The sequence below is a fragment of the Peribacillus simplex genome (assembly GCF_001542915.1).
GTDB classification, from domain to species: Bacteria; Bacillota; Bacilli; order Bacillales; family DSM-1321; genus Peribacillus; species Peribacillus simplex_B.
In genome coordinates this window covers 111625-124864 of the sequence record NZ_LNNH01000017.1, presented here as the reverse complement: position 1 = coordinate 124864, position 13240 = coordinate 111625, and the positions used below count along the sequence as shown (strand labels likewise).

Below are 13240 nucleotides of genomic sequence, written 5' to 3'. Positions count from 1 at the left end.
TGCTATTTTGCGGCTTTTTCTGCAAAATCGGTATTCACCAATTTATCATGGCTGACTCGTGCTGGCAGCTCGCCTGCCTCATCCATGATGTCTTGCAGATTGTTCCATTCTTCTTCATCCAGAATGGGGTCGGTGGCAAAGGAGCCTTGTTCTTTGTAACGGTTGATGACTGTTTCCATCGTTTCGACATTGATATCCTCGAAATAGGGCTGGATGACTTTGGCGATTTCGGCGGCATCATGATCCTGGACCCATTTTTGTGCTTTCTGCAAGGCTCTTGTGAATTTCGCGACAGTCTCTTTGTCCTTTTTCAAATAACTAGTTTTAGCCATATAAACCGTATAGGGGAGATGACCGGACTCGGTGCCGAAAGAAGCGACGATGTGGCCTTTTCCTTCTTTTTCAAACACACTGGCTGTCGGCTCGAACAGCTGTACGAAATCGCCCGTTCCGGAAGCAAAGGCCGTGGCAATATTCGCAAAGTCTATATTTTGTATGAGGGTCAAATCTGTTTTTGGGTCGATGTCGTGCTTTTTCAATACATATTCGCCGGCCATCTGGGGCATTCCGCCTTTTCTCTGGCCCAGGAATGTGGACCCTTTCAGCATCTCCCAATTGAAGTTATCGATTTTTTCACGTGAAACAAGGAACGTTCCATCCGTCTGGGTTAATTGGGCGAAGTTAATGACGGGGTCTTTCGAGCCTTGTGACTGTACGTAGATCGATGTTTCCGAGCCAACGAGAGCGATGTCCGCCCCATCGGAAAGAAGCGCGGTCATGGTTTTATCGCCGCCAGCCGTCGTTTTCAAATCAATTTTCAAGCCCTCATCCTCAAAGAACCCCTTTTCTATCGCTACGTATTGAGGTGTATAGAAAAGGGAGCGGGTCACTTCGGCCACCCTGACCGTATCCTTTTTGCCACAAGCCCCGAGCGGAATGATCAGCATGCACAGAAGCAAACATATGACACCTGCTTTACACCATTTTTTCAACATTGCTTCCTCCTTGATAAATAGGTATTTTGCCTACAGTATCGTATGAAGAGTAGTGAAAAATGTGAATGCCTCTCAGGGGATAAAAACAAGCGGATGTTTTACAATAAGAGTAAGAGAAAGGAGGGGAGAACTTGGAAAACGGAACGATCATTTCAAAACGGCGGTTTCCATCCCCGCATCCTCATATCAATCTTTATTCGGTTACTTACCTATCACAGGGGCTGAAGGTAAAGGGATTGCTTGCCGAGCCGGTCGATGGCCAAGTTCATGATGCCTTCTTATACTTACGCGGCGGGATTAAAAATGTCGGAAAGGTGAGGCCTGCAAGGATCGTTCAGTATGCAGCGGAAGGCTTCATCGTGTTCGCCCCTTTTTATCGTGGGAATCAAGGCGGTGAGGGGGATGAGGATTTTGCAGGCGAAGATCGATACGATGCGATATCAGGCTTCAACCTACTTGAACAGCATCCACGGGTAAACAAGGATCACATCCATATCCTCGGATTTTCCCGCGGCGGCATCATGGCACTTTGGACGGGGATACACTGCAGGAATGCAGCATCGATCGTTACATGGGGAGGCGTATCGGACATGTTCTTAACATATGTCGAACGGGTAGATATGCGCCGGATGATGAAGCGGGTCATCGGCGGCACCCCGACAAAATGCCCGGATCAGTATGAATACCGTACACCCTTATTTGCGATTGAAGATTTGAATGTTCCCGTCCTGATCATTCACGGTGAAAAAGATGACAATGTGGCCATTGAACACGCCTATCGTCTGGAGAAGAGATTGAAGCTGCACGACAAAGATGTCGAAAGCTGGTACTTCACTCCATTCACCCATTACTTCCCACCTGCAGTCAACCGCAAAGTAGTCGAAGATTTAACATCTTGGATGAAAAATAAAACGGAAAAATGATAGAATGAAGTATAATCCAAGCATATTGAAAAGAGGAGGAGATTCACATGGGCATGCCCATCGAACTCAACACGATGATCGTTACAAAAGGAAATGAAACCCGCGAAGAAGAAAATATTTTCCGGCTCGCTAAAGATGGGTACCGGCTATACCCGATCGATATCCCCATCGATGTACGAAAAACGAAACAATCCGATACAAGCGGAACGGCCGTGATCCAAAAAGTCGAATGGACCGGTGAAAAAACCATCATCACCTACGAATTATTATCTTTGAACTCCACTAACTAATAATAGAAGCGCTTGCAGAGCTGATTTTCACTGCAGGCGCTTTCTTTATTGATTCGGCTGGAAAAATTACACCAACTAACCCATAATCCGACCGTCTACCCCCATAATCCGACCGACGCCGCCCATAATTCGACGGTCCAGCTTCATAATCCGACCGCCGCCGACAATAATCCGACCGTCCAGCTTCATAATCCGACCCACGCCGCCCATAATTCGACGGTCCACCCCCATAATTCGTCCCACGCCGCCCATAATCCGACGGTCCACCCCCATAATCCGACCGACGCACCAACTAATTCGTTCCCGGCAGATAATTCGTCCCACGGCGTGAATGATTCGATTTCCTCTCCTAACGTCTTGTCACAGTTGTGACGAGAAGAATGGTAGAATGGTGTTTGGGGTGATTGGATGATTTTGGTGAGTTCTTGTTTGGCGGGTTTTGAGGTGAGATATAACGGGACTCACAGCCTGGATGAGGGGATCAGGGCATTAATCGGCGAGAAAAAGGCTGTATCGGTATGTCCGGAGCTGCTTGGCGGTTTTTCGGTACCGAGGGAGCCAGCGAAGATAGTCGGCGGTGCTGGTGTGGATGTACTTGATGGAAAAGCCAAGGTCATCGAAAGGACGGGCAGGGATGTAAAGCGTAGTACATAGAAGGAGCGAAGCTTACTTTAATGAAAGCCCAGGAGATTGGGGCGAAGCTGGTCGTTTTAAAAGAATATAGTCCATCCTGTGGCAGTGCGGCGATTTATAATGGTGAATTCATGGGGGCGAAGAGGGCCGGTAATGGAGTGACCGCGGCTTTGCTTAGGCGGCATGGATTCATTGTCACGTCAGAGGAGCGGTTATCCGATCATCTGGGAGAAAAATGAGGTGTAATGCTTTTGGGGGAGGGGAATACATGGAGGATATCAACCTCTATACGTTGTTATTTTTAATACTTGCCGGCTTTGTTGCTGCATTCATCGATTCCGTTGTGGGCGGCGGGGGATTGATCTCGATTCCAGCCTTATTGTTTACGGGAATTTCACCTTCAGCGGCATTAGCCACGAATAAGCTTGCAGGCACGATGGGATCGTTGACGAGTACGATTTCATTCATCCGGGCAGGGAAGGTGGACTTTACATTCGTCATCAAGCTGTTTCCCATCACCTTGTTCGGAGCGGCATTGGGTGCTTATATTGTTCATTTCGTTTCCGCAGAGATCCTAAAGCCGCTCATCTTGATTCTTTTGGTCATCGTCGCGGTTTATACGATGATAAAAAAGGATTGGGGGAAAGAGGCAAAGTATAAAGGACTGAAAAGGAAAAAAATGCTTTTGCTGATTGGCATTATTTTTGCCATTGGGTTTTATGATGGGTTTCTTGGACCAGGGACTGGTTCCTTTTTATTATTTTCATTTTTGATCATAGGGTTTGACTTTGTCCAGGCTGCCGGGAATGCCAGGATCTTGAACTTTGGCAGCAATATTGCAGCACTTATCATTTTTTTATCCATGGGAACCGTCAACTTCGCCTATGGGATTCCGATGGGGCTTGCCATGGTATGCGGGGCATTGGTCGGAACGAACTTCGCCATCAAGAAAGGCGCATCGTATGTGCGTGTTTTGTTCATTTGCGTCACTGTTTTGTTGATTGGGAAAAATGTCTTGAATTATTTTCATGTGCTTTAAAAAGAAAATGGCCGAAGATGAAGGTTGGATCTTCGGCCATATTTGCTGTCATTTAGTTAAGTTCAAGTCCCATTGCACGCCGAATCGATCTCTGACCTTCCCGTACTTAGCTCCCCAAAAGGTATCTTGGAGTTCCATTAAAGATGAACCTTTTGCACACAAGGAATCATATAAACTCCGTATTTCGGCTTCGCTCTCACACTCGAGGACCAACGATACGTTGTTTCCGGCTGCAAGAGGATTTCCTGGAAACGTATCGGATACCATGATCAACAGATGGCCTTTTTTGATCTTTGCATGCAAAACAAGATCGTCCGCTTCTTCAGGTGTAGGGAAATCAGCTTCTCCGTATGTCTGCAGGTCAGCAATCTCCGCTTGAAATATATCTTCATAGAATGCCAAAGCTTCCTTTGCCTGTCCATCGAACATTAAATAAGGGGTAACCTGATGCTTCATTTGACTCCTCCTTTTTCGGGTTATCATCACCTTTTCGACAGGTCTGGCATATCCTCCTTCTTTCCTGGAAATAAGAGGGGCAAGATTTTTTTTGATTCCACTTGCCTGACGAACGTTCGTTAAGTTATGATGGTACTATCAGAAATTGTTACATGGGTAAGGGCAGATGGCCAAAACTGTACTGTAAGAGATTCGGCGGCATCATGGACGATTTTCAGTAAGGTCAAACAGCAGGAGAGGATAGGCATGTCATTAAGGGAACAGCAACAACAACATGTATTGGAGTTGGAATCGACGGGAAGGGTCTTTTTGCGTTATTTGATTCCTTCGATGATCGGTATGGTATTGATGGCATTGAACTTTGTCGTCGATGGAGTGATGGTCGGCAATAAGCTGGGATCTGTTGCCCTGGCAGGCGTCAATATTGCCGGTCCCATTTATACAATCTTTGTAGCGATGTCCATTTGGATCGGAGTAGGCGGGGCAACGCTTTATTCGCAAAGCATGGGCGCAAGGGATTATGATCGTGCCCGCTTCATCTTCACCCATTCAATCATTTTGATCACGATATTTACCGTAATCATAGGCGTGGTTGCCTATGCTTTTCATAATCAGCTTGTATATGCACTAGGGGCCAATGAGGCGACCGCTCCTTTTGCGACGGACTACATGAATGTATTCCTGATGCTTGGTTTTGTTTTCACGCTGGAGAATACCTTAAGCATATTCGTCAGGAACAATGGCAATCCGAATTTGGCGATGGTCTCCCTGATCGTTACGGCCGTTTCGAATTTCGTCCTGAACTTCATCATTCTATATGTCCTTGAGCTAGGCGTACGGGAAACCGCGTATGGAACGATCATCGCAGCCGCGCTTGGCATCCTGGTTCTCAGCATTCACTTCTTCACGAAGAAGAACACGCTTCGTCTCGTTACGTTCAGGTTTGAAAAGTCGCTTTTCGTGATGACGATGATGATCGGCTTTCCAAGCTTCCTAGCCGAAATCGGGGTATCCGTCTTTACGATTGCCCATAATAATGCGTTCTCCCGCCTTGCAGGCACCGACGGGCTAGCGGCATTTTCCATCGTGAATTATGCCCATAGTGTCATGCTCTTGATGTTTCTTGGCATAGGGTCGGCCATTCAGCCACTGGTCAGCTATTATCATGGGGCACAAGATGAAAAGCGGAAGCGTGAAACGGTTCGCATCGCCATATTGACAGCAATGGGAGCAGGAATAGCGATTACGCTCCTAGGGCAGGCTGCGGCGCCTTTCATCGTCGATTTATTCGGTGATTTTTCAAGCGAAGTTAAGGAGCTTGCGACAATCGGGATCAGGATATTCTTTAGCGGCTACATCCTGATGGGGGTCAACTTCGTCATGATGACCTATTTCCAATCGATCGGGCAAGTGAAGATGGCAGCTTGGATCACGGTTGGCCGTGAATTCATTTTCATGCTGATTTTCTTGCTTACATTGCCGTTGATATTTGGGACGAATGCCGCATGGATGGCGATCCCCTTATCCGAGCTGGTCATATTCCTGACGATTCTGCTTTACTCGAAACGAGAAGGTTCGGTGCTTGGAAAAAAAGAGAAGGTCAATTGAATGTTCACCGAAAAGATCACCATTTGGTGGTCTTTTTTTGTTTTTACCCGCGAATTGGAGATGACGCCTTCATTCAGGCCATCGGCTCAACGGAAGCTTGATGCTTTCCAATTTTTTTCGACATATGTATATTGTACTGGAAAAAAAGTACTAGTTGGCCGATATTATCCATATAGATTGAAAATTTTAAATTTTGGACAAATGGAGGTTGCATATCTTGAAGTTATCCGTATCGAAAAAATTATGGGCAAGTTTTTTGTCCATCCTTTTATTTTTGGTGGCCATAGGTGTTCTGTATCTATGGATCATCATCGATTTGAATGGCAAGTATACGTTTTTATTGGATGATAGGGTGAAAAAAATCAGCCTAGTCGAGGAGATGATCAACAAGCAGCAAGCCATCTCTAATGATGTTCGCGGATATATCATCTATAAAGATTCCACTTATCTGGAAAATAGGGAGACGGCTCATGATGGATTCGAGAAAGCATACAGCACGCTTGAGAAAAGCATGACTTCCAAGGAAGACCGTGAATTGCTTGAAGAGATTCATCGCACGCAGCTGGAATATATGGGAATGGCTGAAGAGATAACCTTCAGCATGCAGCAAGGGAATAGTAAGAAGGCGATGGAAATTGCCGATAATGCGATTGAGCTGGATAAAACGATCTTGGATAATGCCGAGAAGCTGGATGGCAAACAGAATGTGTATATGCAGGAGACAAGGAAGGAATTGAATGAGAAGGTGGGGGATATGAAGGCATTCATCGTTTTGCTGATAATCGGCGGGTTCGTTCTCAGTATCATATTGCCCATCATCCTCAGCAGAAGCATTTCGCGTCCTGTCCGCAAGCTGACGGAAGCGCTGGGCCAAGTCGCTGCCGGTAATTTAGATATTGAAGAAATGAAAATCCGGAACAAAGATGAAATTGGAGAAATGGCAAGGGCCTTCAATTTAATGGTAGGGGGACTTAAATCGATTGTCCTGAATATGAGGGATTCCGCGTCACAGCTTGCTGTTCAAGCTGAACAGATGTCGGCAAGTTCAGAAGAAAGCCTGGCGTCCTCAGAGATGGTGTCGGCAACTGCAGAGGAAAATAGGAAAGGCACCTCCCTTCAGGTCGATATTGTCGAAAAATCGGTCGATTCGATGATAGAAATGGCTGCTGCCATCAAACGGATCACCCTGAGCAATGTCGAAATGCTTCATTCAGCCAAGACCGTCAATGGACTCGTTCAACAGGGGGCAGAGGGCATGAATGATGTAACGGCTCAAATGAAGGAGATTAATGCTACGATTCGCGAGTCGGCAAAAATTATGGAAAACATGTCGAGTCACTCGAATGAAATTCAACGGGTGACAACATTCATTACCGATATTTCCGAACAAACGAATTTATTGGCATTGAATGCAGCGATTGAAGCGGCACGAGCTGGAGAACATGGGAAAGGGTTCGCAGTGGTGGCTGATGAGGTCCGGAAGCTTGCCGAGCAATCGAAGATATCGGCAGCGGAAATTGAGAAAATGGTCCGGTTCATCCAGGAGGCTACTGGAAGGGGAGTCGAGTCTATCAATGTAGGAAGTAAGAAAGCGGAAGAAGGACTTGCTGCTTCGGCAAGCTCGCTACAAGTATTCACTAACATTAAATCGGCCGTCGGACAGGTGAGTGAGCAAATTGCCTCGGTGTCCTCTGCCGTTGACGACCTGCAGGTGATGACTGAAGATGTTACGGAAGGCGCTCATTCTATCAAGGAAATAGCGGTCATCTCCGCAGAAAGGGCAAATGATGCAAGTGCTGCGACCGAAGAACAGCACACCGCCACCGAACAGATTTCCGAAGGTGCCCAAGCGTTGGCAACCTTGGCTGAAAGCTTGAAAATGGAAGTGAGCCGGTTTAAGTTTTAACACGTGAAAATCAAAAAGCCTGACCGCCTATGCGAGGCGGCAGGCTTTTTCTCTTTTCATTTTTTCATGATGGAAGGGCGAACCTCACTTGACAATGCTTGAGGAGAATTTCGACAATCCGTTTCGATGCAAAGCCATCCCCATATGGATTCGAGGCTGTTGCCATTTTTTCATAGTCGCCTTCGTTCGTAAGCAGATTATGGGTTGCCTCGTAAATGCGGTCTTCTTCGATTCCGGCCAATAAAAGTGTGCCGGCCTTGATTCCCTCCGGCCGTTCCGTCGTATCGCGCAACACGACAACCGGGACGCCAAGTGATGGTGCTTCCTCCTGCACCCCCCCGGAATCTGTCAGGATGAGATGAGATCGTGCCGCGAAGTTATGGAAATCAATCACCTCCAGGGGCTCGATGATATGTAGCCTCTTTGTTTCTTCGAAGACCTCATGGGCGATTTCCCGGACGACTGGATTTTTATGAATCGGGAAAACAACCTGGATATCCCCATGTTCATCAAGAAGCCGCTTCACGGAACGGAATATCCCCTGCATCGGTTTTCCGATATTTTCACGCCGATGTACCGTCATCAATAGCATCCTATCTCCATTCAAATCAGAGAGGATCGGATGCGAATAGTCCTTCTGGATCGTTGTTTTCAAGGCATCGATCACCGTATTTCCAGTGATGTGGATGCTGTCGGTCCGTTTATTCTCCAATAGCAGGTTTTCGGCAGCCTGCTTGGTCGGGGCGAAGTGGATGTCGGCCAGGACACCGGTCAATTGCCGATTCATCTCCTCAGGAAACGGTGAATGCTTATTCCAAGTGCGGAGTCCGGCTTCAACATGGCCAATCTGGACCTTATTATAGTAAGCAGCCAAGCTAGCGATGAAAGTGGTCGTCGTATCTCCATGGACGAGGACGATATCCGGTTTTATATGCTTCATGAGCGAACTGAGTCCCTCGATGCCCCTTGTTGTAATATCCTCTAATGTCTGTCTGTCTCTCATCATATCCAAATCGTGATCTGGCTTTATTTGAAAACATTGCAGTACTTGATCAAGCATTTCCCGATGCTGGGCGGTGACCACCACGATGGTTTCTATTTCGTCCTGATGTTTTTTCAGTTCCAAAACGACTGGTGCCATTTTAATTGCTTCAGGCCTCGTGCCAAAGACCGTCATGACCTTCAAACGTTGTTTAGGCATGCTCCATTCCTCCTCCTGCTAACTGTCCTCCCCATTATAACGAGAGATTCAGAGGAAAAATGAAAACGAAACAATAATTTACGGAATATTTACAATATTAATGAGGACTTTATATTTCCTTAACCTTCCATTAATAACGGCACTTTACAATATAAAGCAGGAAGCATGACTGATCCAAGAATAGAGGTGATAGGTGAATATGAAAAGCGTCCTGATGATCGTGCAAAACTTTTATCCGGAAATCGGAAGTGCGGGAAATCGAATGAAAAATGTGTATCTCCATTTGAAAAGAAACGGATATGAAGTAACGGTCATCACGTTGAAACCGAGTTATCCCGATCAAGGTTTGTATCAAGACCATGAATTTTGGGATGAGGAACATATTGAGGAAGATGTCATCAGGATAAAACCGAATAAGGTGAAGCGGTATACAAGCAATATGGGAAGGCGCTTGCTGCATTATCTGGAAGCGATGTGGCTTTTCATTTATACAATCATCCGTCTCGAAAAAACTTATGATTATGTGTTTGTCTCGACACCGCCAATTTTCCCGACGATGGCAGCATTGATTGCCAAGAGAAAAATGAAGGCGAAACTCATTACCGATGTCAGGGACTTATGGCCAGAATCGTTGATGGGAGTGGGGGTTTTCGCAAATAAATGGATTTTGAAGTTCGCATACGTCCTGGAGCGGAAGCTGTATAGGCATTCAGATCATATTATCATCAATAGTCCTGGGTTCAGGGATTATATCAGGGCCAAGGGGGTCGAGGAAGAAACGATTCATTTCATCCCCAATTCGCTCACTGGTGATGAGCTGGCGTTGCGGAATGTATTTACCCCCATTTCTGAAACGAAAATCAAGGTCGTCTATACCGGGAATATCGGACTGGCCCAAGACCTGAAAAAACTGATAGCCATTGCTGAAACGTTAAGGAAACATAAGCAAATCGAGTTCACGATAATCGGATACGGCTACCGGGCAGCTGAAGTCGAGAGGGAAATCAGCGCGAAGGGATTGGCGAATATAAAAGTCATGAATGCGATGAATCGGAGGGTGACCCTTCATGAAGTTTCCTCCTCCCATATTGCTTATGTAAGCTTGGTGGAAAAAGAGGTGTTCAATACGGTGCTGCCTGGAAAGATCATTGATTATATGTGTGTCGGAAAGCCGATTGTCGGTGATGTGGCGGGAAGGGCCAAGCAGGTGATCTCAGAGGCGAAGTGCGGGCTGGTGGCAGATAGCCGGGATGTGGATGAAATCAGTCGCCACATTTTGACCATGGCCAGAGATCGAGCGCTGCGTGAAGAGCTAGGGGAAAACGGTTATGTATATGCGAAACAGCATTTTCAATGGTCCCAAAATATTAAAGGCCTCATCAACGTCTTGGAGGCGTAGGGAAGAATAAACCGGAAGTGGAGGACAACATGACGAAGAAGGTATGTATGTTTGTGTGGAATCACTTTACGAACGATGCAAGGGTTCTAAGAGAATGTACAGCACTTACGGAAGTGGGGTATGAAGTGGATTTGATCGCCATCCATAATTGGAAAATCAAAGATTTGCCCAAAAAGGAAAAACATCAAAGTGGCTTCACGGTCACAAGGGTCAATAACCGCTGGGAGGCACTTCATAAAATTCTTAGGATCGTCGGCAAATTGAAGAAAAAGAAGTTTGAAATCACCTTATTGACCTTATTGGTTTGGAACACGATGTTGAACCTGAACTTGATCACTAGCTGGGCGGGATCGGCGATTTTGATTGGCTCCCTAGCAATCCTTGCCTTGGGGTCCATGATCATGACCCGTACGAAGCTGCCGACTTTATTAACAAGAAGCTATATTTTTGGTCAAATGGTTTATCATGGGCGGAAAAAGAAATATGATTTTTACCATTCCAATGACTTGAATACGCTCATGCAGGGAGCGATCAGCAGTAAATGGCTGAGAAGGAAAAAGCTGATTTATGATTCGCATGAAGTCCAAACGAGCAGAACGGGATATAATAGCCGGATCTACGGGACGATGGAGAAATTCCTCTTACTATTCGTCGACGAAATGATTGCCGAGAACCATACGAGAGCTAAATATAATGAAGACTTATATGGTCTCTATCCAAAAGTTGTCCATAACTATCCGATTCCGACCAATCCGGAGGAAAGCACGTCCGTGGATTTGCATGAGCTGCTGAGTTTGCCGCCCGATGAACCGATATTGTTGTATCAAGGCGGTGTCCAGATGGGCAGGGGGCTGGAGCAATTGGTCGATGCTGTGCCGCTGATCAAGGCAGGGACGGTGGTTTTTATAGGAGATGGAAAAATCAAGGCTGCATTAATGAAGAAGGTAAAGGAAATGGATTTGGAGCATCGGGTGAAATTCTTGCCAAAGGTACCGGTCGACGAATTGCTCCATTATACGAAAAATGCTTATTTAGGTTTTCAAGTATTGAATAATGTTTGCTTTAATCACTATTCCGCTTCTTCGAATAAATTATTTGAATACATGATGAGCGGTGTGCCGGTCGTTGCCTGTAGCTTCCCCGAAATTCAAAAGGTGGTCGATGCGGAACGGATCGGTGTATGTGTCGATTCACATGATCCTAAAGCCATTGCGGAAGGAGTCAATTACTTACTGAAGCATCCTGAAAAAAGGGCGGAAATGAGCCGGAATTGCTTGATGGCCCGCCAAAAATACAATTGGAAGCAAGAGAAGGAAATCTTCATCGAGATTTATCAAACTGCCTGAGCTAGCGAGTGTAGCAGATCATAATGAATAGGAGTGGTTTATATGAAAATATGTACATTGGGACTGGGTTATATAGGACTGCCAACTTCTTTAATGTTTGCGAAACATGGTGTCGACGTCGTCGGAGTGGATATCCATCCTGATATCATCTCCAATTTGAATCAGGGCAAGCTCCATATCGAGGAACCTGGTTTGGAGCAGGTTTTGCATGAAGTGCTGGATGCCCAAAAGTTCCAAGCGTCATTAAGACCGGAATATGCAGATGTTTTCATTATTGCTGTGCCTACGCCAAATAAAACCGACATGCACAAATCCTGTGATTTGACCCATGTCACCGAAGCTGTCGCAAGCATCCTTCCATTCATCAGGAAGGGAAATGTCATCATCATCGAATCGACGATCGCTCCTCGAAGCATGGATGATCATATCAGACCGATGATTGAAATGACGGGCCTTACCATCGGAGAAGAGATCTTCCTTGTTCATTGTCCTGAACGTGTTTTGCCTGGAAGGATATTGGAAGAGCTGGTTCATAATAACCGTATCGTCGGCGGAATTACGGAAACATGCTCATATGAAGGGAGCCTGGTCTATCGAACCTTCGTTAAAGGGGAGATCATTCAGACGGATGCCAAGACGGCGGAAATGTCCAAGCTGATGGAAAATACCTTCCGGGATGTGAATATCGCCCTTGCAAATGAACTGACGAAAGTGTGCTTCGAGCTGGACATCAATGTATTGGACGTCATATCGATGGCCAATAAGCACCCGCGTGTCAACATTCACCAACCAGGGCCAGGAGTCGGCGGTCATTGCTTAGCGGTCGATCCCTATTTCGTTGTCGCAAAAGCCCCAGAGTTTGCGAGAATCATTAAGCTGGCCCGTGATACCAACGTATCGATGCCCTATTACATTGTCAATTGCGTCAGGATGATGCTTGAAGGAATCGAGCGGCCAAAGGTGGCGATCTTCGGGCTTTCCTACAAAGGGAATGTCGATGATATCCGGGAAAGTCCTGCCATCGATGTCGTCAATATTTTGATGGGGATGGACCACATGGACGTAGCCCTGCATGACCCGCATGTTCAGTCAGGCATGATGCCCATCGTTTCAGTGGAGGATGCCGTAAACGATGCCGACCTGATTCTCGTCTTGACCGACCACGATGAATTCAAGCTGATGGATTATGACAATCTATCAAATCTGATGGCCAATAAAATGATCCTCGATACACGCAATTGCATTGATGTAACGAAGACCGAAGTCCCGGTCGCCAACTTGGGCAATATTTATCAATATAAAAAGGTGTCGAAGGAAAAAGCCAGAAATAAAGCGATCAGCTAAATCAACCTAATGAATGGAAAAGGGTGCCGACCACTGTGTCCGTGCCCTTTTTTAGGGGAAGAAAGGAGGTTCGTTCTAACCTATATGGACAGAACAAAGG

General features: G+C 46.2%; 11 protein-coding genes and 1 pseudogene. 9 read left to right on the top strand and 3 right to left on the bottom strand.

The genetic code is table 11. The annotated features are described in order from the left end of the window. Window positions 1-2: 2 nt before the first annotated feature. Window positions 3-995 carry an ABC transporter substrate-binding protein gene (locus tag AS888_RS10220; protein WP_061142077.1) on the bottom strand — a complete coding sequence of 331 codons (993 nt, stop codon included), beginning with the start codon at window positions 993-995 and terminating at the stop codon, window positions 3-5. Between the two features lie 131 nt (window positions 996-1126). On the opposite strand from AS888_RS10220, the gene AS888_RS10215 reads away from it, so the two are divergent. From AS888_RS10215 to AS888_RS10200, 4 genes and pseudogenes are all read left to right on the top strand, one after another. Continuing rightward, the gene (locus AS888_RS10215; RefSeq protein WP_061142076.1) at window positions 1127-1918 is read left to right on the top strand and encodes an alpha/beta hydrolase family protein; all 792 of its coding nucleotides are present in this window, start codon (window positions 1127-1129) and stop codon (window positions 1916-1918) included. 47 nt (window positions 1919-1965) lie between these two features. Next, entirely contained in the window at window positions 1966-2208 is a 243-nt protein-coding gene (locus AS888_RS10210) for a DUF2584 domain-containing protein (protein ID WP_061142075.1), read from the top strand. A 408-nt stretch (window positions 2209-2616) separates the two neighbouring features. Continuing rightward, a pseudogene (locus AS888_RS10205) lies at window positions 2617-3080 on the top strand (2-thiouracil desulfurase family protein). Window positions 3081-3109: 29 nt separating this feature from the next. Then, window positions 3110-3880 carry a sulfite exporter TauE/SafE family protein gene (locus AS888_RS10200; protein ID WP_061142074.1) on the top strand — a complete coding sequence of 257 codons (771 nt, stop codon included), beginning with the start codon at window positions 3110-3112 and terminating at the stop codon, window positions 3878-3880. A 48-nt stretch (window positions 3881-3928) separates the two neighbouring features. Here the strand turns inward: AS888_RS10200 and AS888_RS10195 are convergent, their stop codons facing one another. After that, window positions 3929-4336, bottom strand: coding sequence for a VOC family protein (locus AS888_RS10195; RefSeq protein ID WP_061142073.1), 408 nt, complete (start codon window positions 4334-4336; stop codon window positions 3929-3931). A gap of 246 nt (window positions 4337-4582) precedes the next feature. Here AS888_RS10195 and AS888_RS10190 point away from each other — a divergent pair, with 246 nt between their 5' ends. Both AS888_RS10190 and AS888_RS10185 read left to right on the top strand, forming a co-directional pair. Beyond that, window positions 4583-5944 carry an MATE family efflux transporter gene (locus AS888_RS10190; protein ID WP_061142072.1) on the top strand — a complete coding sequence of 454 codons (1362 nt, stop codon included), beginning with the start codon at window positions 4583-4585 and terminating at the stop codon, window positions 5942-5944. Between the two features lie 217 nt (window positions 5945-6161). Next, window positions 6162-7850: a methyl-accepting chemotaxis protein gene (locus AS888_RS10185; RefSeq protein WP_061142071.1), complete on the top strand. Its 1689-nt coding sequence runs from the start codon at window positions 6162-6164 to the stop codon at window positions 7848-7850. Window positions 7851-7914: 64 nt separating this feature from the next. Here AS888_RS10185 and wecB read toward each other — a convergent pair whose 3' ends face one another. Beyond that, a complete protein-coding gene (gene wecB, locus AS888_RS10180) occupies window positions 7915-9051 on the bottom strand; it encodes a non-hydrolyzing UDP-N-acetylglucosamine 2-epimerase (protein WP_061142070.1) in 1137 nt (378 codons plus the stop codon). A gap of 199 nt (window positions 9052-9250) precedes the next feature. On the opposite strand from wecB, the gene AS888_RS10175 reads away from it, so the two are divergent. The 3 genes from AS888_RS10175 to AS888_RS10165 are packed head-to-tail and all read left to right on the top strand — an operon-like array spanning window position 9251 to window position 13140. Beyond that, complete coding sequence (locus AS888_RS10175) at window positions 9251-10450, top strand: glycosyltransferase family 4 protein (RefSeq protein ID WP_155645454.1); 1200 nt, start codon at window positions 9251-9253, stop codon at window positions 10448-10450. 29 nt (window positions 10451-10479) lie between these two features. Next, window positions 10480-11796, top strand: coding sequence for a glycosyltransferase (locus AS888_RS10170; protein ID WP_061142069.1), 1317 nt, complete (start codon window positions 10480-10482; stop codon window positions 11794-11796). 42 nt (window positions 11797-11838) lie between these two features. Beyond that, window positions 11839-13140 (top strand): nucleotide sugar dehydrogenase, encoded by a 1302-nt coding sequence (locus AS888_RS10165; RefSeq protein ID WP_061142068.1) that lies wholly within the window; start codon window positions 11839-11841, stop codon window positions 13138-13140. Window positions 13141-13240: the final 100 nt, after the last annotated feature.